Source organism: Paraburkholderia dilworthii (assembly GCF_000472525.1).
Lineage (GTDB): Bacteria > Pseudomonadota > Gammaproteobacteria > Burkholderiales > Burkholderiaceae > Paraburkholderia > Paraburkholderia dilworthii.
In genome coordinates this window covers 139,054-160,477 of sequence record NZ_AWZT01000006.1, presented here as the reverse complement: position 1 = coordinate 160,477, position 21,424 = coordinate 139,054, and the positions used below count along the sequence as shown (strand labels likewise).

Below are 21,424 nucleotides of genomic sequence, written 5' to 3'. Positions count from 1 at the left end.
GGTAATCAGGGTGGGATGGAGTGAAACGCCGCCACAACCGTCTATGCGCGTTGCTTGGCGCTAGAAGCGCGGCAATTCCGGATGCGGCAACAGACCGCCTCGCACATGCATCTTGCCGTACTCCGCACAACGCGCTCGCGTAGGAATTCCCTTGTCCGGGTTTAGCAGCCCGGCCGGATCGAAGGCACGTTTGACGGCGTGAAACGCATCGCGCTCTTCGGGCGAGAACTGCACGCACATCGAATTGATCTTTTCGATGCCGACGCCGTGCTCGCCCGTCACCGTGCCGCCCAGTTCGACGCAGGCTTCCAGGATGTCCGAGCCGAACGCTTCCGCGCGGTGCCATTCGTCCTGGTCGTTGCCATTGAAGAGGATCAGCGGATGCATGTTGCCGTCGCCCGCATGAAACACGTTGATGCAGCGCAGCCCGTATTTTTTCTCCATCTCTTCGATGCGCGAGAGCAGCGGCCCGATACTGCGGCGCGGCACCGTGCCGTCCATGCAGTAGTAGTCCGGCGAAATCCTGCCCGCGGCGGGGAACGCGTTCTTGCGGCCGGACCAGAAGCGCAGCCGCTCGTTTTCTGTGCGCGAGATCTGGATGCGGGTCGCGCCATGTTCGCGCAGCACCGCGGTCATGCGGACGATTTCGTCGGTGACTTCCTCTGGCGTGCCGTCGGATTCGCACAGCAGGATCGCTGCCGCTTCGAGGTCGTAGCCCGCGTGCACGAATTCTTCGACGGCGCGCGTGGCCGGTTTGTCCATCATTTCGAGACCAGCCGGAATGATGCCCGCCGCGACGATGCCGGCGACTGCATCGCCGCCTTTCACGACGTCGTCGAAACTGGCCATGATGACCTGCGCCGTTTGCGGTTTCGGGATCAGCTTGACGGTGACTTCGGTGACGATCGCGAACATGCCTTCGCTGCCGATCAGCACGGCGAGCAGATCGAGGCCGGGTGCGTCGGGCGCGAGCGAGCCGAATTCGACGATGTCGCCTTCCATCGTCACGGCGCGCACGCGCAGCACGTTGTGCACGGTGAGGCCGTATTTGAGGCAATGCACGCCGCCCGAGTTCTCCGACACATTGCCGCCAATCGTGCAGGCAATCTGCGACGACGGGTCCGGTGCGTAGTACAAGCCGTACGGTGCGGCCGCTTCCGAAATCGACAGATTGCGCACGCCCGGTTGCACCGTGGCGGTTCGCGCGTAGGAATCGACTTCGACGATCTTCCTGAAGCGCGCGAGCGACACGACCACGCCGTGGCGAATCGGCATCGCGCCGCCGGAGAGGCCCGTGCCCGCGCCGCGCGGCACGATAGGCACACCGAGACGATGGCAGATCTGCACGATTCGCTGGACCTGCGACTCCGTTTCCGGCAACGCGACGGCCAGCGGCAGACGACGATAGGCGGCGAGGCCGTCGCAGTCGTACGCGACAGTGTCTTCGTCGCGATACAGCAGACAGTGGTTCGGCAGGACAGCCATCAGCGCCTGCACGACTTCGCGCTGGCGCTGGGCGAGAACCTCGGCCGTCAATTCGGCGGGTGCGTTCATGTGTGTCGTCTCCTCTTGTCTCTCACCCATCGTGCTATCCGGCGCTTGGGTCGCGGGGCGGTTGCGGCCGCCGCGGCTTGATTGCGCTCGATCGTGCCCGGTTGCGCTTAGTCGACTTAGGCGACCTTAGCCGCGCCAAGCCCTGCTCGGTCCCACTCAGTAACGCGCGTCGCAACGTTTCACGCCGCCCAGCTAAAAATCTTGCCGGGGTTCATCAGATTGCGCGGATCGAGCGCGTGCTTGATCGAGCGCATCGTGTCGACCGCGACGTCGCCGTGTTCTTCGAGCAGAAAGCCCATCTTGTGCAGACCCACGCCATGCTCGCCGGTGCACGTGCCGTCCATGCGCAGCGCGCGCTGCACGATGCGATGGTTCAACCGTTCCGCCTCGGCGAGTTCCTCGGGCTTGCCCGGATCGATCAGAATCGCGACGTGGAAGTTGCCGTCGCCGACATGGCCGACGATCGGGCAGGGCAGCGGCGACTCCTTTAGATCCTGTTCCGTCTCGACGACGCATTCCGCGAGTCGCGAGATCGGCACGCAGACGTCGGTCGTGACGGCGCGGCAGCCGGGCTTCAGTTGCAGCATCGCGAAATAGGCGTTGTGGCGCGCGTTCCACAGACGGCTGCGGTCTTCCGGCCGCGTCGCCCATTCGAACCCTTCGCCGCCGTTCTGCGCGGCGAGTTCCTGCACGAGTTCGGCCTGTTCCTTTACGCCGGCTTCGGTGCCGTGGAATTCGAAGAACAGTGTGGGCGCTTCGCGCAGCGTCAGATTCGAATGCCGGTTGATCGAGCGGATCGCGAGGGCGTCGACGAACTCGACGCGTGCAATCGGCACGCCGATCTGAATCGTTTCGATGACGGCGCGCACCGCGTCGCCCATCGACGGAAATGCGCACACGGCGGCGGACACGGCCTCCGGCTGCGGATAAAGACGCACGGTGATTTCGGTGATCACGCCGAGCGTGCCCTCCGAACCGACGAACAAACGCGTGAGATCGTAACCCGCGGACGATTTGCGCGCCCGCGTGCCGGTCTTGATGACGCGGCCGTCGGCCAGCACAACGGTGAGCCCCAGCACGTTCTCGCGCATCGTGCCGTAGCGCACCGCGTTCGTACCGGACGCACGCGTGGCCGACATGCCGCCGATGCTCGCGTCGGCGCCCGGATCGATCGGGAAGAAGAGGCCGGTGTCGCGCAGTGCTTCGTTCAACTGCTTGCGTGAGATGCCGGGCTCGACGGTGACCGTCAGATCTTCGGCGTTGATCGACAGCACGCGGTTCATTTCCGACAGATCGATCGACACGCCGCCCTGCACCGCGAGCAGATGTCCTTCCAGCGACGAGCCGTTGCCGTACGGAATGATCGGCACGTTGTACTGGCCGCACAGCTTGACGGCGGTTTGCACGTCTTCGGTATTGCGCGCGAAGACGACAGCGTCGGGCAGTTGGGGATCGAACGGTGATTCGTCGCGGCCATGATGTTCACGCACTGCTTGCGCGACTGACAGGCGCTCGCCGAAGGCGTTCGTGAGCGCGCTCAGCAATTCGGCGGGGAAGGGCCGGCGTAGCGGGGCCGGCGGAACGGGATGATTCACGCATGTCTCCTGTGTCGACCGGAGTTAGTGCTTTAGCGCTTAGTCCGGTCGCATCGATGATTTCGACCTGAAGTTGGCGCTTTAGCGCTTGCTCTGGTCCCGTCAATGATTTCGACCTTGAGTTAGTGCTTTAGCGTTTGGTCCGGTCTCATCAATGATTTCGGCCTGGTGTTGATGCTTCAGCGCTTGGTCCGGTCCGCTCAATGAATTCGACCTGGAATTGGCACTTCATCACCTGCCCCGGCCCTATGAATGACGTCGACGCGAGTGGGTGCTTTGGCACTTACTCCGCTCTCATGAAAAAAGCTTCTTGATAACTATGAGGCGCAGCCGCTCTTTGCAGCAGGTGCTTCATTTTACGCCGATTGCTTTCGGGCCGGCTTCAGCCCGCTTCGCGCCGGCCCCGCCCCTATAATGGCGGCGGCTGCCGGATCCGCGCAATATGGTTAACGCGGTGTTGATGTGCGGCGGCTGCGGACGGCCAGCACAGTGGCAGGGAACCGCGACAGGAAACCGTCGCTTTGCCGGCGCCCGATGCGCTGTCTACGCGGTAGTGCCCCGCAATTGACGGGGCATCGTCATTCAATGCATGGGAGATATCATGGGTAACCGCCTGAGCAAGATTGTCACTCGTACCGGCGACGACGGCACCACCGGTCTTGGCGACGGCCGGCGTGTGCGCAAAGACAGCGCGCGCATTGCGGCAATCGGCGACGTCGACGAACTCAATTCGAACCTCGGCGTGTTGTTGTGCGAGCGTCTACCCGACAATGTGCGACCGGCACTAGTCTCGATCCAGCATGACCTGTTCGACCTTGGCGGCGAACTCTGCATACCGGGTCACACCATGATCACCGACCGCCATCTTGCGCAACTCGACGACTGGCTCGCCGACCACAACGCTGCACTACCGCCTCTAAAGGAGTTCATCTTGCCGGGCGGCTCGCGGGCGGCGTCACTCGCGCATGTGTGCCGCACCGTTTGCCGCCGCGCCGAACGCGCGATCGTCGCGCTCGGTGAAGAGGAAGCCATCAATGCCGCGCCGCGTCAGTATGTGAACCGTCTGTCAGATCTTCTGTTCGTCCTTGCACGCGTGCTCAACCGCACTGACGGCGGCGCGGACGTGCTCTGGCAGCACAATCGTGGCCAAAATTAGACGCATTGCCCCTTCCTGCAAGCGGTGACGACGCTGCGACAATTTGCCTGAGGGAATCACGGTTTTTAAGATGTATCTTACGTACATCTTTAAGGAGAAGTACAAATGACCGCCCTGACCACCGAGCAGATTGCCCGCGTCAAAGCTACCGCGCCCGTGCTTGCCGAGCACGGCACGACCATTGCAAAGCACTTCTACAAGCGCATGTTCGCGCATCATCCCGAACTTAAGAATCTGTTCAACCAGACGCACCAGCAAAGTGGCAATCAACCTGAAACGCTTGCGCGCGCGGTGTACGCGTATGCGGCCAACATCGACAATCTGGGCGCGCTCGGCACGACCGTGTCGCGGATTGCCAACAAGCACGCAAGCCTGAACATCCGGCCCGAGCACTATCCGATTGTCGGGCGTCACCTGCTGGGCGCCATCGTCGACGTGCTCGGCGATGCAGTCGATCAGCCCACGCTGGCTGCCTGGGAAGTCGCGTACGGTCAGCTCGCGAATATCTTTGTCGGCACCGAGGCGAAGCTGTATGAGGGCGCGGCGTGGAGCGGCTTCCGTCCGTTCAAGGTGGCGCGCAAGCAGGTGGAGAGCGACGAAATCACGTCGTTCTATCTGACGCCTGCCGACGGATCGGCCGCGTGTGACTTCGAGCCCGGTCAGTACGTGAGCGTGAAACGCTTCGTCGACAAACTGGGCGTCGACCAGCCGCGCCAGTACAGCTTGTCGGACGCGCCGCATGGCAAGTGGCTGCGCATTTCGGTGAAGCGCGAAGATGGTCGCGAAGACACGGCGCCGGGCCACGTCTCGAACCTGCTGCATGCCGGCGTGGAAGAGGGCGCGGTCGTGCATGTCAGCGCTCCGATGGGCGACTTCACGCTCGATCGTAAGACGACCACGCCTGTTGTGCTGATGAGCGGCGGCGTAGGCGTGACGCCGATGACCTCGATGCTCTCGACGCTACTCGCCGACGGCAGCCAGCGAAGCGTGACTTTCGTGCACGCATGCCGGAATGGCCGCGTGCATGCGTTCCGGGAGTGGCTCAACGAGACCGTTGCGTCGCACCCGAGCGTGAAGCGCGTGGTGTTCTATGAGGCGGTTGACGCAGCCGACCGGCAAGGTGCCGACTACGACTTCGAGGGCCGTCTCGACGTCGCGAAAATCGCCGGTCAGGTTATCGTGCCGGATGCGGACTACTACATTTGCGGGCCGGTGCCCTTCATGCGTGCACAGCGGGATGCGCTGGCCGCGTTCGGCGTGGACCCGTCGCGGATTCATACCGAAGTATTCGGTTCAGGCGCGATCGAGTAAAGCGCCGTTCGCGCATGGCAAGCCGCGCAACCGAGCGCAAATAAGCGCAACAATGCGGCGAGCCACACGCGCTATCCAACCGCCAACGTAACCGGCTTGCCGATCCGGCTCAACATTTCGACGAGCGTGTCGATGGTGAACTTGGTGGTTTCCTTGTTGACCACATCGGACGCGCGCGTTCACGACGCGGCGATAAGCTGTCACGGTACATAGGGGCGTTGTCGAGCCCCATTCATCTGTTCGACTAATCAAATAAAAAACCCGGCTCCATGCGCCGGGTTTTTGTGCTGCAAACTGCATCCTTGCGACGCAGGCGAACTGCTTTCAGTTGCCGCTTCCACGCGCCACTCGCCGCTGCTTGACGGCGTCGGCGAGACCTTCGAGCACCGCGACGCTTTCGTCCCAGCCGATGCATGCGTCGGTGACGCTCTGCCCGTACGTGAGCGCGCAGCCTTCCTGCAAGTCCTGGCGGCCGGCCACCAGGTGCGACTCCACCATCACGCCGATAATTCGTTCGTCGCCCGAAGCAATCTGGCGGCCGATGTCGGCGCACACCGGAATCTGGTTCTCGTGCTTCTTCGAGCTATTCGCGTGGCTCGCGTCGATCATCAGACGCGCGGCGAGACCCGACTTGCCGATGTCCGAGCACGCTGCGTTCACGCTGTCCGCGTCGTAATTCGGCGTCTTGCCGCCGCGCAGGATGATGTGGCAATCCTCGTTGCCGGCCGTCGATACGATCGCCGAGTGCCCGCCCTTTGTGACCGACAGGAAATGGTGCGGCTGCGAGGCGGCTTTGATCGCGTCGACGGCGATCTTCACATTGCCGTCCGTGCCGTTCTTGAAGCCGACCGGGCACGACAGGCCCGAAGCGAGTTCGCGGTGCACTTGCGACTCGGTGGTCCGCGCGCCGATCGCGCCCCACGAGATCAGATCGGCAATGTACTGCGGGCTGATCATGTCGAGATACTCGGTGCCGGCCGGCAGACCAAGTTCGTTGATGCGCAACAGCAGCTCGCGCGCCGTGCGCAGTCCTTCGTTGATCTTGAAGCTGTTGTCCATATGCGGGTCGTTGATGAGACCCTTCCAGCCCACCGTCGTCCGCGGTTTTTCGAAGTACACGCGCATCACGACTTCGAGTTCGCCTGCGAAGCGCTTGCGTTGTTCGACGAGACGCCTCGCGTACTCCATCGCCGCCTTCGTATCGTGAATCGAGCACGGCCCGACGATCACGATCAGGCGGTCATCCATGCCGTGCAGAATGCGATGCATGGCCGTGCGCGAGGTGTAGATCAGGTCGGACACCGCTTCGTCGCAGGCAAATTCGCGGATCAGGTGAGCGGGCGGCGTGAGTTCTTTCAATTCGCGAATGCGGACATCGTCGGTGTTGTGCGGGGGCATGTTGTTCTCCTGAATCGGTTCGTAGCGTGTTTGCGCGAGCGGCGCGTGCAAAACAGAATATTCAAAGACGAAAGGCGAAAAAAAACCGCCAGACTCGCTGGCGGTTTTTCGGGAATTCTCGGTGTTCTACGTGCACTAACACCCCTCTCGATCCGCCAGCGGTCTGAGATACCAAAAAAAGTAAAAATAGAACTTGGCGGACATGGCGAAATGGAGTCGCTGGTCAAAAAAGGGTGAGTGACTTTATAACCCGGCGGAGCGCGGGAGGCAAGCGTCGCGTCGTAAAAATGCGGAAACCCCGCATAGTCGACGCGTATAACGCACAAAATGCGCGTCGGCCCTATTTCATGCGGTGCCGCCAACGGTCATCCGGTCGATGCGCAGCGTCGGCTGACCGACGCCCACCGGCACGCTTTGGCCTTCCTTGCCGCACACGCCGACGCCCGAATCGAGCTTCATGTCGTTGCCGATCATGCTGACGTATTTGAGCGATTCCGGCCCGCTGCCGATCAGCGTCGCGCCCTTCACCGGGTATGTGACCTTGCCGTTTTCGATCATGTACGCCTCGGAGGCCGAGAACACGAACTTGCCGTTAGTGATGTCAACCTGGCCGCCGCCAAAGTTCACCGCATACAAGCCGTTCTTGACCGATTCGATGATTTCCTGCGGATCTTTGTCGCCGTTGAGCATGTATGTGTTGGTCATGCGCGGCATGGGCAGCGCCGCATACGACTCACGGCGCGCATTGCCCGTGACCGGCATCTTCATCAGGCGCGCATTGAGCGTGTCCTGGATGTAGCCCTTCAGAATGCCGTCTTCGATCAGCGTCGTGCACTGCGTCGGATTGCCTTCGTCGTCGATATTGAGCGAGCCGCGGCGGTTCGGCAGCGTCCCGTCGTCGACGACAGTCACGCCCTTGGCCGCAACCTGTTCGCCGATGCGTCCCGCGAACGCCGACGAACCCTTGCGATTGAAGTCGCCCTCGAGGCCGTGGCCGATTGCTTCGTGCAGCAACACGCCGGGCCAGCCCGGTCCGAGCACGACGGTCATCGCGCCGGCCGGAGCCGGGCGCGCTTCGAGGTTCACGAGCGCTGCATGCACCGCGTCGTCGACGTAGCGCGACAGCACTTCGTCGGTGAAATAGCTGTAGTCGAAGCGGCCACCGCCGCCGCCGCTGCCGATTTCGCGGCGGCCGTTCTGCTCGGCGATCACCGTGACCGAGACGCGCACGAGCGGACGGATATCGGCCGCGAAGCCGCCGTCGCTGCGCGCGATCAGCACGACGTCGTATTCGCCGGCGAGACCGGCCATCACTTGCTGGATGCGCCGGTCGCGGCCGCGCGCCATATGTTCGATGCGCTCGAGCAGCTTGACCTTGGCGGTTGCGTCGAGCGAATGCAGCGGATCGGCGGGCAGGTATAGATCGCGCCCGGCAATGCCGGTCAGCGACGACGCCACCTTGATCTTCTGCTTGCCGCCGCCGGCCTTGGCGATCGCGCGCGTGGCAATGGCCGCCTGGCGGATCGCTTCGGGCGACAGGTCGTCCGAATACGCGAAAGCCGTGCGATCGCCCGACACGGCGCGCACGCCGACGCCCTGGTCGATGCTGAAACTGCCCGACTTCACGATGCCTTCTTCGAGACTCCACGCTTCGCTGCGTGTGGCCTGGAAGTACAGGTCCGCATAATCCACGCGATGCGTGAAGATTTCGGCGAGCGTGCGGGTAAGCAGCGATTCGTCGAGACCGTAGGGCGTCAGGAGAATGTCCTTGGCGGTGGCGAGATTACGGATACCAGGTTCGATGATGTTCATGCGAAGTATGTTCTGCTCGATACAAAGGATTCGGTTAGCGCCACCGTCTCTACATGAGTGAGGGGCGCCGCAATTTCAATGTCAATGTGTCTAGCTCAGCACCCGATGACGCCAGGCGGGCAGGCTCTGCCGCACTTCGTCGATGCGCGTGCGCTCTAACGTTCCTGCGACCACGCCGGCGCCTTCGTCGCGCACCGCGACGATCTCGCCCCACGGATCGATCAGCATGCTGTGGCCCCACGTGCGGCGGCCATTCTCATGCTTGCCGCCCTGCGCCGCGGCCAGCACGTAGCACTGGTTCTCGACCGCGCGGGCGCGCAGCAGCATTTCCCAATGCGCGCGGCCGGTCGTGTAAGTGAACGCCGACGGCACCACCATCAGCGCGCAATCGCCCATGCGCCGGTACAACTCGGGAAAGCGCAGATCGTAGCAGACCGACAGACCGACGCGGCCGAACGGCGACTGGAAGGTGCGGACCTCGCCGCCGGGGCAGATGGTGCGCGCCTCGTCGAACGATTCCTCGCCTTTTTCGAAGTTAAACAGGTGGATCTTGTCGTAGCGCGCGGCCTCGTTGCCCCGAGGGTCGAACACGAGCGTGGTGTTCAACACGCGCGACGGTTCGGGCGCCGTAACGGGCAGCGTGCCGCCGATCACCCACAGCTTGTGACGACGCGCGGCATCCGCGAGAAAGCGCTGGATCGGACCGTCCCGGTAGGCCTCGCGCACGGCGAGCTTGTCGGTGTCCTTGAATCCCATGAAGCAGAAGTATTCCGGCAACAGGACAAGCTGCGCGCCACCGGCCGCGGCCTCGCCGATCAGGCGCTCGGCGTCGGCCAGATTTCGATCGCGGTCCGGCGTACTCACCATTTGCAGTGCCGCGACGCGGAAAGTGCTTTGGTCGCCGCCTGCCTGCGCTTGCTGCGCAGCGCGCGGCGCGGTGGCGGGCGAAGCGGGGGACGACGATGGAGAGACGTGTGTTTCGCTCATGAGCGTTTCGAAAAACTCCCGGCAATGGCGGCGGCGCGGAAGTCCGGCGCCGCATACGTCGTTCAAGGGCTCAGTTCACACCCACAGTCGAAGCTGGAGCGTCCATCTTACCCCGATCGCTCCTCACCCGCTCGATGTGCGGTTTCGACCACGAGCCGGTGATCGCGTACTCGCGCGCGAACGCGTGCGAAATCGATTTGCTGAACGCGAGATCCGCCACCAGCGCGCCCAGGCCGAGCAGCGGATTGATTACCGCCGCTGCGACGACCGCCGCGCCCGCGCTCACCGTCGGCACGACCTGGACATGCAGATCCTGAGTTTCCTGAGCCAGATCGACGGAGCCCTTCATTTCGGCGCGGGCCGGCGCGGTCACCATCTCGAAATTCTCCGTGCGGCCGATGCCGTTGCGAATCTGCGCCGTCCCCGTGACGTGCTCGAACGGCAGACCTTCGCCGATGACATCGCGGAAATTCAGTGTGGCGAAGCGCGCGAGGCTTTGCAGACTGAGCACGCCGAGCAGCTTGGCAACGCCCGGATCGACCTTGAGGATCTGGCCGTGGCGCAGGTCCACGGCCATGTTGCCATTGAGCGTCGGATAATCGATCGCGGTCGGCCCGCCGCGCCACACCATCTTGCCCGACAGCGTGCCGCTGCCCGCCTTCAGCGTGCGCGGCTGGCCAAAGCGTTCGAGCAGGCCGCCCGCATCCTTGATGTCGAGCTTGAAATCGAACACGGTGCGCCGCGGCGTCGTTTCGTCCGCGGCGTTTCCGAGTCCGGTCGAGGTGCGCCAGTTCGCCGTCGCCGTGAGCGTGGCCGAGGGATTTGCAATGTCGAGCTTGTCGAGTTGCCAGACCGGCACGCCGTCTTCGTTGAAGTTGTGCGCTGCCACTTCGAGCCGGCCGACATTGCGGTCGCGCACGATCAGTTCATTGACGATCAGATCGATCGACGGCATGTTCTGCGCCGGAGCCGAGATGGCCTGGCCGAGCAGATCCTTGTCGGCGACCGAGGGAATCACGACGCGCGCGAAGCGCGCCTGCAACGTGCCCGGCGAAGCCTTGTCGGCGCCCGGCAGCCACGAAACGTGGCCCGACACCTGATTGGACGCGATATTCGCCTGCCATTTGCCATCCGCATGCGAAGCGCCGACGATCACGCTGTCCCAATGGCGCTTGAGCAGCGTCAAAGTGCCGATGTGGAGCGCGAAGCGGCTCGGCAGAAATTGCGCGACGGTCGGGTTAGGCGTGGACGGCGCGGCAGACGCGGCGGGCGCTTCCTTGTTGCGCATCTGCGTGACGAGCGCGCGCCATGCGTCCGCATCGAATGCTTCGACGTCCACGGCGGCGATGACGCCTTCCGACGGCAGATCGGCCGGCCGGTTCACGCCGATTGCGCCGCGCAGCACCGTCGGCGAGCTTTTCGGCTCGTAATGCAACAGATATCGTGCGGCGATTGGACCGAAGTTCAGTTCGGCGCGCTCCAGTCCGCTTTCGCCGGCAACCGTCGACGGGCCGGCTGCGAGCCGCAGCGGCATCGGCGCGCCGACCGGCTTGTCGAACGGCGCCGGAAAGTCGAGCGCGAGGCCGGTGAGATCGGAGTTCGCCGTGACTTGCGGCAGCTTGCCTTTCGCGCCGCGCACGGTCAGCGCGTACGGGGCGCTGCCGCTCATGCGCGTGAGCACCTGGGCGGCGGGGCCATGCGGATTAAGACCGCGCGCCGCATCGACGGCGATGTGGCCCGCCACGTCGAGCGCATAGGTGCCGTCCTGCTTCAACCCGCCGCTTGCACGCACGTCGCCGCCGAGAAACTGCGCGGTGAGACGGTCGGTTTGCGCGCTGCGTTCGGTAAAGCGCACCTTGCCCTTCAGTTGCGACACCGGCGGCACGTTCTCCACCGTCAGACGATTGTTCTGAAAGCCGACCGCGCCTTCCACGCCGATATGCGGTTTGGGCGTGCGCGGCACCGTCAGCTTCAGCGCGAGCGACGCCGGCCCTTCAGCGCGGATCTTGTCGGTCTGATGCCGCGCCATGATGCCGAGCGAGCTCTCGTTCACGTAGTCGAGCATGTCGGCGAGGGGCCCGAGGCCGTCGCCCTTGATGACGAGGTTCGACTCGCGCGTGCCGAGGTCGTCGATCCTGCCGTTGACGCCATGCAGCGCCACGCGTTTATAGCGCGCGCGGTCGATGTCGAAACGCAGCATCTTCTGTTTGAGTTCGAACACGCCGTCGATGCCGTCGAGCGGCGGCCATACATTCGGCGTGCCGTTCCTCATGTTGCGCGGCGGGTACGGCGACGGGTCGAACTTGCCGCCCTTGAACGGCGCGACGATATGGAAGACGCCCGCGTCCGGATCGCGCGAGTAGGGAAATTTGGTCAGATCGCCGTGAACCTCGATCGTCGCGCCGCGCGATATGCCGGCCTGCAAACCGTGGCCGAGATAGATGCGCAGCTTCTCGCTGATGCTGGTGGGCAGATAGCGGACGATGCGCGAGACTTGCGCGCGCTCGAAGTCCGCTTTCAGGTCGAGCGAGCCGCGGCCGTGTCCGGGGTTGCTGTAGTCGGCGGTCGCGGTGGCCGCGACATCCGCGTTGGATACGCCGAAATCGGCCAGCTTCACCGTGAACGCCGGATGGTTCTCGCCGGGCGCTTTCGGCGTAATGGTCCAGTCAGCGCGGCCATGCAGATGGTCGAGCGTGAGGCGCGGATCGTCGAACACGCCCGGCAGCGTGATCGCGACGTTGGACGTGTCGAGCGTCGCGGTGCCGTGGCGCTGATCGGCGTCCACACTGCCCCACAGATTCTCGATGCCCGGAATGCCGGCGCGCGGATGATTGCGCGCGGTGAGCCCGGGCGGCGGTTCCTGCGCGGCCACGCTGATGCCTTGCAGGTCACCCTTGAAGCGATAACGCTCGATCGGCTCCGCGCCCGTCGCATGACGGTCGCCGCCGGGTTCGCCCGCTTCCGGCTTGCCGCGCTCCACTTCGATCACGTAGTTAGCGACGAGGCCGCGCGGGTTGTAGCGCACGAGACTGTTAAGGAGCGGTCGCGGCAGCGGCAGCGCCCGGCTGAATTCCGCGAGAATGCCGAGGTCCACCCGGTCGCCCGACACGCTGATGAGTTGTCCGTGCTGCTGCGAGGCCGTCCGGTAGTGTCCGTCGAGCGTGCTGAACGAGAGTGTGCGCGTGAGCGGCGTGCCGTCTTCGAGCGGCGGCTGGCCTAGTTCGGCGCGCATGTCAGTCAGTTGCAGGTTGTAATCGCCTTGGTCGGCTTGCACGCGCCATCCGAAATTCGCGACCGGCAAAAGCAGCTTGGGCTGCGTGGGCCGCACGCGCAAGGCGACATCGGCGCCGGTCATCTGCCCGCTTGCCGACTTCATGCGGCCGTCGGCGAAGTCGACCCAGATCGCGTTGTCGATGCGGCCGGCAAACGTTTCGATCGGAAACTTCACGTAGCGGGCGAGCGTGGGCAGGTCGACCGGTCCTGTCGACACATAGGCCTGCCCCTTCCAGTTGGTCGGCTTGCCGATCGCGGCGAGTGGCGCGTGCCGGAAATGTGTGCGGAAATCGAGCGGGCCGTGCAGCAGCTGGCCGTCTGGCGGCGCCTGAAGCGCTAGACGGTGATCGTAGCCGTCGTTCAGAATCGCAATGCGGATGTCGTGCAGCGCGAGTTCGGGCGCATTGCGCTGGGCGTCGCGCCAGCGCAGTACGCCGCCGCGCACGACGATCGCCTCCTGGCGCACGAGCCACGTCGATAAGGTGTCGTTGCCGCTGTGGCGGGTCGGCACCGGCACGCCCGCGACCGACAGTTCGCCGTCGCTGCTGCGCCCGATCAGCACGTCCGGTTGATCGACGATCAGGCTCGAAAGCATCGGACGGAACTGCCAGAGCGAGCGCCACGACAAGGTCGCCGTGGCGTGCGGTATGGTAAGCGCGGGTTTGCCTTCATGATCGCGGATCACGAGGTCGGTGACGTCGAGCCCCGGCTGAAACCCGCTCCAATGCGGCGCGAGTTTGCCGATAGTGAACCGCGCATGCAACTTGTCGGAGACGGTGGCTTCGATGCGCGGCCGGAACGCGTCGACGCGCGGCAGCACCACGTAACGCAAGCCGAGAAAGAGTCCTGCCGCGATGAAATAGAGGACGAGCGCGAGCGCCAGAACGACGTGTAGAGTCCGACGCAACAGGACGTGGTCGCTTCCGCTCACAGGCCGGACCTGCCCGGTTTCCTGCGGGTCGGCGGATTCGTTTCGCTCGGACATGCTGCGGCGGGTGGGCGTATGGTAGTTTTGCGAATTAACGACGAAATGTAACACACGGGAAAGCGTCGGCAGGACTTCCTGCAAGCCCTGTCAGCACGCCGCCGCGCGACCCGCATCGGCGTGCCGGAACCTGCGGCGCGACGAGCCGGTCATGCCGCGATTGGCACCACGGTTTCCGACAATCAAGCAACGAGCGAACCAGACCTTTGATGACTCACGCCACTCTTTCGAGTTCCAACTATTCGCACTACGCGGCGCGCGCGGTGGCGGCCCGTCCGCAACTTATCGCGCAGGTGGCGGAGCTTGCATCGGCGCCTTTGACGCGTGAGCGCATCGACGCGCGTTTCGACACGCTGTGCGCGGAGGCCGCCGGCGGCGTCGGCGTTCCTTTGACCGAGGAGGCACTGAAACGGGCGTTGCGCCAGTTGCGTACCGAAGTGTTTTGCGCCGTGATGGAGCGCGATCTCGCCGGCGAGGCGGACGTCGCGGAAGTTACGGGGGCAATGACCGATCTGGCCGAGACGACGATCCAGCGCTCGCTCGCCGTGCTGTCCGCCGAACTCGAAGCGCTCTTTGGCGAGCCGCGCGGCCCGCAGGGTGAACGGCTCACACTCGGCGTCGTGGGCATGGGCAAGCTCGGCGGGCGCGAGTTGAACGTGTCGTCGGATATCGACCTGATCTTCATTTATGAAGAGGACGGCGAAACCGCGGGCGGTCAGCGCGCGCCGATCGCCACTCAGGACTTCTTTACGCGCCTCGGCAAGCGCCTGATCGGCGCTCTCGCCGAAGTGACCGCCGACGGCTATGTGTTTCGCGTCGATATGCGCCTGCGGCCGAACGGCGATTCGGGGCCGCTCGTGTGCAGCCTCGGCATGCTCGAAGAGTATTTCTACGTGCAGGGCCGCGAGTGGGAACGCTACGCGTGGATCAAGGGCCGGCTCGTTTCCGAAGGCACGAGCGACGCGGCGCGGCGTCTCTCGAAACAGCTCGACGCGATCGTTACGCCGTTCGTTTATCGCCGCTATCTCGACTTCGGCGTAATCAGCGCAATTCGCGCGCTGCATCTGCAAATTCGCCAGGAGGCGCAGCGTCGCGCGTCGATGCGCCCCGACAAGGCAGACGACATCAAGCTCGGACGCGGCGGCATCCGCGAAATCGAATTTAGCGCGCAGGTCTTTCAGCTGATTCGCGGTGGCCAGGACGCCGGTTTTCGTGTGCGCCCGACGCTCGCTGTTTTACGGCACGCCGCGACGCATGGGCTGATCGATACGTCGGTCTGCGTGAAGCTTTCGCAGGCTTATCGGTTTCTCCGTGAGCTCGAACATCGACTGCAATATCGCAACGATGCCCAAACTCACGCAATGCCCGTCGATTCCCACGAACGTGCGGCGCTCGCACGTGCAATGGGCTGCGACGACTACGCGGCGCTGATGGCGCGGCTCGACGCGCATCGCGAATTCGTCGAGCAGCAGTTCGACCAGATTTTCGCCGATAAGGTGAGTGGTCGCGACGGTTGCGGGGCACCTGAAGACGGCGCGGCGGCCTGGGTCTGGAGCAGCGCGCTCGCGGACGACAGCGCGGAAGAGGCGTTGCGCGCGCGGCTCATCGAACTCGGCGTGGCCGAGCCGGGCGATCTGCTCGCGCGGCTGCGCGGCGTGTGGCAATCGTCGCGGTATGCAGGGCTTGCCGAGCGCAGCCGGCAACGCTTTGACATTGTCGCGCAGCGCGCGCTCGAAGCCGCGCGCACGCTGGAGCCGCCGGAGCGGCGCGGCGATACGATCGCGCGTCTCTTTGATCTGCTTGAAGCAGTGAGCCGGCGCGGCGCGTACCTTGCGCTGCTGACCGAATACCCGCAAGCGCTGCATCGCGTGTTGTCGGTGCTGGGCGCGTCGCGTTGGGCGGCTGGCTATCTGATCCGCCATCCGCAACTGCTCGATGAACTGCTCGACGACGAAGCGATCAACAGTCCGTTCGACTGGTCCGAGTTCAAGCGCACGCTGCGCTTGCGCCTTGCCGCCGCGGACGGCGTCGAGCAGCAGATGGATCTGCTGCGCCACGCGCACCAGGCGGAGGTGTTCCGCATTCTGCTGATCGACCTTGCCGGCAAGCTGAGCGTCGAGCATGTGAGCGACCGCCTGTCCGAACTCGCCGATACGGTGCTCGACGTCACGCTGGAAGCCGTCTGGAACCAGTTGCCGAAGCGGCATCGCGAGGTGCCGCGTTTCGCCGTGATCGCCTATGGCAAATTGGGCGGCAAGGAGTTGGGCTATGCGTCGGACCTCGACGTGATCTTCCTCTACGACGATCCCGACGACGCCGCAGCTGATATCTATTCCACTTACACGCGCCGGCTCATCACGTGGCTGACGACCGCGACCGGCGCGGGCACTTTGTTCGACATCGATTTGCGTCTGCGGCCAAACGGCGAGTCGGGCCTGCTCGTGACCGATCTGGACGCGTTCCGCCGCTATCAGCTGCGCGAGGGCGATGCGGCCAACACGGCGTGGGTCTGGGAGCACCAGGCGCTGACTCGCGCGCGTTACTGTGCAGGCGACGCGCAGATCGGCGCGCAGTTCGAGGCGATCCGCGAACAGGTGCTGACCACGCCGCGCGACGCCGCGCAACTTGCGGGCGAGATCGTCGAGATGCGCGAGCGCGTCAGCGCCGGACACCCCAACCATACGACGCTGTTCGACCTCAAGCATGATCGCGGCGGCATGGTCGATATCGAATTCGCCGTGCAGTACTGGGTCCTGCTGCACGCGGCGCGCGATCCCGAACTGATCCGCAATACCGGGAACATTGCGTTGCTGCGCGAAGTGTCGCGTCTCGGGCTGATGAGCGAGGCCGAAGCGGAGACGGTCGGCGCGGCTTATCGCACGTATCGCAAGTTGCAGCACAAGCTGCGGCTCGATGGAATGGAGAAGGCGCGCGTGGAGCCGGCTCTTGTTGCGATGGAGCGCGATGCTGTGTTGGGGCTGTGGGAGCGGGTGTTCGGAGAGGGGTGAAGCAGGCGTGGGTTGTGTCGGCGTGCTCAGGCGTCTGTTGTCGCGCCTTCGGTTTCTGTTGCGCGCCGCTGAGTCTCTCTTGTTGAGCATGCGCGGGAGCGTCTCAGACAGCGCAGGTTCCTGGTTTGGCGTCTTGCGGTGAGTGTTGCGCGCCGGATGTCAGCTGCGCTGCACCGAGCACCGAGCACCGAGCACTTTGCGCCGCTACGCAGCTTGCGTCGCGCCAGCACCACAAACACACGCGCTGCGCCGAGGTCCGCGCCCTTCGCTGCGCCCGTCAACCACCTAAGCCGCCAGCATTTCCTTCGCGTGCTTCCGGGTGGTCGGCGTGATCTCGAGTCCGCCAAGCATTCGCGCGACTTCTTCCACGCGGCTCGCCTTGTCGAGCGACACGACGCTACTCACCGTGCCGCCCTTGCCGTTGCCGGTCTTCGCCACCTGGAAATGATGATCGCCACGCGCGGCGACCTGCGGCAAGTGCGTCACGCAAAGCACCTGGCGCGCCTCGCCGAGTTGATGCAACAGCCGTCCGACCACTTCGGCGACGCCGCCCCCAATCCCCGTATCGACTTCGTCGAAGATCAGCGTGGGTGTGGGGCTTGCGGCGCTGGCGATCACGGCGAGCGCGAGGCTGATACGCGCGAGTTCACCGCCCGACGCAACCTTGGCAAGCGGGCGCAGCGGCACGCCCGCATGACCGGCGACGCGGAACTCCACCTGCTCCAGTCCATGCGCGCCGCCCTCTGGCAGCGGCACCAGCGCTACTTCGAAGCTGCCGCCTTTCATCGAGAGTTCCTGCATGCCTGTGGTGACCGCCGCGCCGAGCGCCTTGCCGGCCTTGGCGCGCGCCTTCGAGAGCTTCTTCGCTTCCGCGACAAAGAGTTCGCGCGCTTTCGCTTCGGCTGCGTGCAGGCTGTCGAGGTCGGCGGCGGCGTCCAGCGCGGCTAGCTGCGCACGGCGCGTTTCGTGTTCCTCGGGCAGCGTTTCGGGCTTCAAGCGGAATTTGCGGGCCGCCGAATGCAACGCGTCGAGGCGCTTGTCGACTTGCGCGAGCCGGTCGGGATCGAGTTCGAGCTTTTGCGCGTAATGACTCAGCGAATACGCGGCTTCCTGCAGTTGAATCTCGGCGGGTTCGAGCGCGGCCAGCACGTCGTTCAAGGCCGGGTCGATTTCCGCGAGATCGCGCACCTTCGAGACGATCGACGCAAGATGCGTGATCATCGCTTCGTCCGACTCGGACAGTGCGGTAAGCGCACCTTGCACGCCGTCGATCAGATTCGCCGAATGCGACAGCCGCCGATGCTCGGCGTTGACCTCTTCCCATTCGCCCGGCTGCGGCGCGAGCTTGTCCAGTTCGGCAAGCTGCCAGGCGAGCCGCTCGCGTTCGAGTTGCAACTCGCGGTCGCGCGTTTGCGCATGCTCGACTGCCTGCACCTTCTCGCGCCATGTCCGCCACGCGCGCGTGACACTCGCGGAAAGTTCGCTCAGGCCTGCGTGGGTGTCGAACAGTTCGCGCTGCGCGTCGGGGCGCATCAGCAACTGGTGCGCGTGCTGGCCGTGAATATCCACCAGCATTTCGCCGACCTCGCGCAGTTGCGCCAGTGTCGCCGCGGTGCCGTTGATGAAAGCGCGCGAACGGCCGTTGGCATCCACCACGCGGCGCAGCATCACCGTGCCGCCGTGCTGGCCGTCGGCTGCGGATGCGCTCAACGCCTGCTCGTCGAGCCACTGATCCACCTGCGCGTGCGTGTCGAATTCCGCGGTGATGTCGGCGCGGCTCTCGCCGGTGCGCACGACGCTCGCATCGGCGCGTGCACCGAGCGCGAGCGCCAGCGCGTCGATCAGGATCGACTTGCCGGCACCCGTCTCGCCGGAGAAAACGGTAAAGCCGCTGTCGAATTCGAGATCGAGCGCGGCGACGATGACGAAGTCGCGTATCGAGAGGTGGCGAAGCATGGAGGTCGTCGGTGAGCTTGGTATTCGGGTTTCGCGGGCGGCGCTTGTCATGCGGCGTTCCCCGCCGGTCAGGACTTGGTATCTTCTTCGTGCGACGGGTATTCGTTCCAGTGCAACTTCTTGCGCAGCGTCGCGTAATAGCTGTAGCCGACCGGATGCAGCATCGGCACCGTATGACGCGAGCGGCGTACTTCGATTGCATCGCCCAGTTCGAGCGAGGTGAACGACTGCATGTCGAAATTGACGTTCACCTCGCGCCCCGAAACGATCTGGATACTGACCTTCGACTCGTCCGGCAGCACGATGGGCCGGTTCGACAGCGCGTGCGGCGCAATCGGCACAAGCACAATGCCCTGCAATTGCGGATGCAGAATCGGCCCTTGCGACGACAGCGCGTAAGCCGTCGAGCCGGTGGGCGTGGCGACGATCAGCCCGTCCGAGCGCTGGTTATACATGAAGCGGCCGTCCACGGAAACGTGCAGTTCCGCCATGCCGGAGAAGCCGCTGCGGTTGACCACGACGTCGTTGAAGGCGAGCGCGTGATAGATCGGATTGCCGTGGCGCATGATGCGCGCTTCGAGCAGTACCCGCTCCTCGCGTTCGAAGTTGCCCGCCAGCATTTGCGGCACGATCTCGCGCATGTGGGAGATCGGGATGTCGGTAATGAAGCCGAGCCGACCGTGGTTGATGCCGATGAGCGGCGTGCGGTAAGGCGCCAGTTGCCGACCGATACCCAGCATGGTGCCGTCGCCGCCGAGCACGATCGCCACGTCGGCACGCGCGCCGATCTCCGCGGGACGCAGCGCCGGGTAGTCGGTCACGCCGATTTCCGCTGCGGTGTCGGCTTCGAAAACGACTTCGAAGCCGCGCTTCGCGATGCACGAGGCGAGCGCGGTCAGCGGCTCACCGATGCCCGGCGTGTTGTTGCGCCCGACGAGCGCCACGGTCTTGAACTGGCTGGTTACTTGCATGCCGGCATTACACCATAGGTGGGGCCTGAAAAGAACCGCGTGGAGACCCGGCTGTCAGCCTGCACGGGCGGGCCGCCAGCGCAGTTGGGGATTATCGTTAGAATGGTGAAGCCTTGATGACATGCGCGCCGTGCAAACTGCCGTGGCGCGCTCCGGGCGGCATCGTCGACAACAGGGCCGGCGGGGCGCCCGACCCAATGCGGCACCAGGCCCTGAAACGAGCGCAAGGCGCGGTCCCGGCGAACGGCGGCAAATCCGCCGGTATTGAGCGCCGTTATCGCTCGCGGTAGTCGCATCATTGAGCTAAACTTTTTCGTCATGCTAGATCCTCGCGCACAAACCCTCCTGAAAACTCTGATCGAGCGCTACATTGCCGAAGGTCAGCCGGTCGGCTCGCGCACGTTGTCGCGCTATTCCGGCCTGGAACTGAGCCCGGCAACCATCCGCAACGTCATGTCGGATCTCGAGGACCTAGGGCTCGTGATCAGCCCGCATACTTCGGCTGGACGTATTCCCACGCCGCGCGGCTACCGGCTCTTCGTGGACACCATGTTGACCGTGGAGTCTGCGGCGGACGAAGAGGCGGTCACGCGTACCGTCAAGACTACGCTGCAGGCCGGTGAGCCGCAGAAGATCGTCGCCGCGGCGGCGAGCGTGCTCTCGAATCTGTCGCAGTTTGCCGGTGTTGTGCTCACGCCGCGGCGCAGCCACGTGTTCAAGCAGATCGAATTCATGCGTCTGTCCGACAAGCGCATTCTGCTGATCATCGTGACTCCCGAAGGCGACGTTCAGAACCGCATGATGGCGACCCAACGCGACTTCTCGCCGTCCGAACTGGTGGAAGCGTCCAACTACATCAACGCACACTTCGCCGGTCTTTCTTTCGACGAAGTGCGCCGCCGCCTGCGCGAAGAGATCGACCAGTTGCGCGGCGACATGACCACGCTCATGCACGCGGCCGTTACCGCGAGCACCGACGAGTCGGACACCGGCGAGACCGTGTTGATTTCGGGCGAGCGCAATCTGCTCGAGGTTGCCGATCTTTCCTCGGACATGGCGCGCTTGCGCAAGTTGTTCGATGTGTTCGACCAAAAGACCAGTCTCCTTCAGTTGCTGGATGTATCGAGTCACGCGGCCGGCGTTCAAATCTTCATAGGCGGCGAGTCGAACCTCGTTCCTATCGAGGAAATGAGCGTTGTCACTGCGCCGTACGAAGTGAATGGCAAGATCGTCGGCACACTGGGTGTGATCGGGCCTACGCGAATGGCGTACAACCGCGTGATCCCAATCGTGGACATCACCGCGAGATTGCTTTCGCTTACGCTCAGCCAGCAGTAGCGCGTCACCGCTGCGGCGGTCTGTCCAACACATGATGCGCGAGCGTTCGCCGCTTGCCAATTGGCCGAACGGCCAGGGGC

At 64.3% G+C, this 21,424-nt stretch carries 13 protein-coding genes and 1 pseudogene; 5 read left to right on the top strand and 9 right to left on the bottom strand.

All coding sequences use genetic code 11. From position 1 onward, the window contains the following. Positions 1 to 60: 60 nt before the first annotated feature. Complete coding sequence (locus F759_RS0108215; protein ID WP_027799424.1) at positions 61 to 1,554, bottom strand: FAD-linked oxidase C-terminal domain-containing protein; 1,494 nt, start codon at positions 1,552 to 1,554, stop codon at positions 61 to 63. A gap of 179 nt (positions 1,555 to 1,733) precedes the next feature. Continuing rightward, complete coding sequence (locus F759_RS0108210; protein ID WP_027799423.1) at positions 1,734 to 3,149, bottom strand: FAD-linked oxidase C-terminal domain-containing protein; 1,416 nt, start codon at positions 3,147 to 3,149, stop codon at positions 1,734 to 1,736. Between the two features lie 601 nt (positions 3,150 to 3,750). Here F759_RS0108210 and F759_RS0108205 point away from each other — a divergent pair. Both F759_RS0108205 and hmpA read left to right on the top strand, forming a co-directional pair. Next, a complete protein-coding gene (locus F759_RS0108205) occupies positions 3,751 to 4,305 on the top strand; it encodes a cob(I)yrinic acid a,c-diamide adenosyltransferase (protein WP_027799422.1) in 555 nt (184 codons plus the stop codon). Between the two features lie 105 nt (positions 4,306 to 4,410). Next, positions 4,411 to 5,616, top strand: a complete 1,206-nt coding sequence (gene hmpA, locus F759_RS0108200) for an NO-inducible flavohemoprotein (protein WP_027799421.1) — start codon at positions 4,411 to 4,413, stop codon at positions 5,614 to 5,616. A 71-nt stretch (positions 5,617 to 5,687) separates the two neighbouring features. Here hmpA and F759_RS37445 read toward each other — a convergent pair. Further along, positions 5,688 to 5,792, bottom strand: a pseudogene (locus tag F759_RS37445) (helix-turn-helix domain-containing protein); the annotation flags it as partial. Positions 5,793 to 5,940: 148 nt separating this feature from the next. Next, entirely contained in the window at positions 5,941 to 7,014 is a 1,074-nt protein-coding gene (gene aroG / locus F759_RS0108190) for a 3-deoxy-7-phosphoheptulonate synthase AroG (RefSeq protein ID WP_027799420.1), read from the bottom strand. A 45-nt stretch (positions 7,015 to 7,059) separates the two neighbouring features. Between aroG and F759_RS43240 the strand changes: the two genes are divergently transcribed. Next, positions 7,060 to 7,251, top strand: a complete 192-nt coding sequence (locus F759_RS43240; RefSeq protein WP_152530608.1) for a hypothetical protein — start codon at positions 7,060 to 7,062, stop codon at positions 7,249 to 7,251. A 108-nt stretch (positions 7,252 to 7,359) separates the two neighbouring features. On the opposite strand, the gene tldD is transcribed toward F759_RS43240, so the two are convergent. The 3 genes from tldD to F759_RS0108175 form a co-directional block, all read right to left on the bottom strand. Further along, on the bottom strand, positions 7,360 to 8,826 hold the full coding sequence (tldD, locus tag F759_RS0108185; protein WP_027799419.1) for a metalloprotease TldD: 1,467 nt from the start codon (positions 8,824 to 8,826) through the stop codon (positions 7,360 to 7,362). A 90-nt stretch (positions 8,827 to 8,916) separates the two neighbouring features. After that, positions 8,917 to 9,693, bottom strand: coding sequence for a carbon-nitrogen hydrolase family protein (locus F759_RS0108180; protein WP_036023888.1), 777 nt, complete (start codon positions 9,691 to 9,693; stop codon positions 8,917 to 8,919). Positions 9,694 to 9,883: 190 nt separating this feature from the next. Beyond that, on the bottom strand, positions 9,884 to 14,071 hold the full coding sequence (locus F759_RS0108175) for a YhdP family protein (protein ID WP_027799417.1): 4,188 nt from the start codon (positions 14,069 to 14,071) through the stop codon (positions 9,884 to 9,886). 209 nt (positions 14,072 to 14,280) lie between these two features. Here F759_RS0108175 and glnE point away from each other — a divergent pair, with 209 nt between their 5' ends. After that, on the top strand, positions 14,281 to 17,079 hold the full coding sequence (gene glnE / locus F759_RS0108170; RefSeq protein ID WP_027799416.1) for a bifunctional [glutamate--ammonia ligase]-adenylyl-L-tyrosine phosphorylase/[glutamate--ammonia-ligase] adenylyltransferase: 2,799 nt from the start codon (positions 14,281 to 14,283) through the stop codon (positions 17,077 to 17,079). A 285-nt stretch (positions 17,080 to 17,364) separates the two neighbouring features. Here the strand turns inward: glnE and recN are convergent, their stop codons facing one another. After that, complete coding sequence (recN, locus tag F759_RS0108165) at positions 17,365 to 19,035, bottom strand: DNA repair protein RecN (protein WP_027799415.1); 1,671 nt, start codon at positions 19,033 to 19,035, stop codon at positions 17,365 to 17,367. Positions 19,036 to 19,103: 68 nt separating this feature from the next. Then, positions 19,104 to 20,006: an NAD kinase gene (locus F759_RS0108160; protein ID WP_027799414.1), complete on the bottom strand. Its 903-nt coding sequence runs from the start codon at positions 20,004 to 20,006 to the stop codon at positions 19,104 to 19,106. Positions 20,007 to 20,324: 318 nt separating this feature from the next. Here F759_RS0108160 and hrcA point away from each other — a divergent pair, with 318 nt between their 5' ends. Next, the gene (gene hrcA / locus F759_RS0108155; RefSeq protein WP_025601566.1) at positions 20,325 to 21,344 is read left to right on the top strand and encodes a heat-inducible transcriptional repressor HrcA; all 1,020 of its coding nucleotides are present in this window, start codon (positions 20,325 to 20,327) and stop codon (positions 21,342 to 21,344) included. Positions 21,345 to 21,424: the final 80 nt, after the last annotated feature.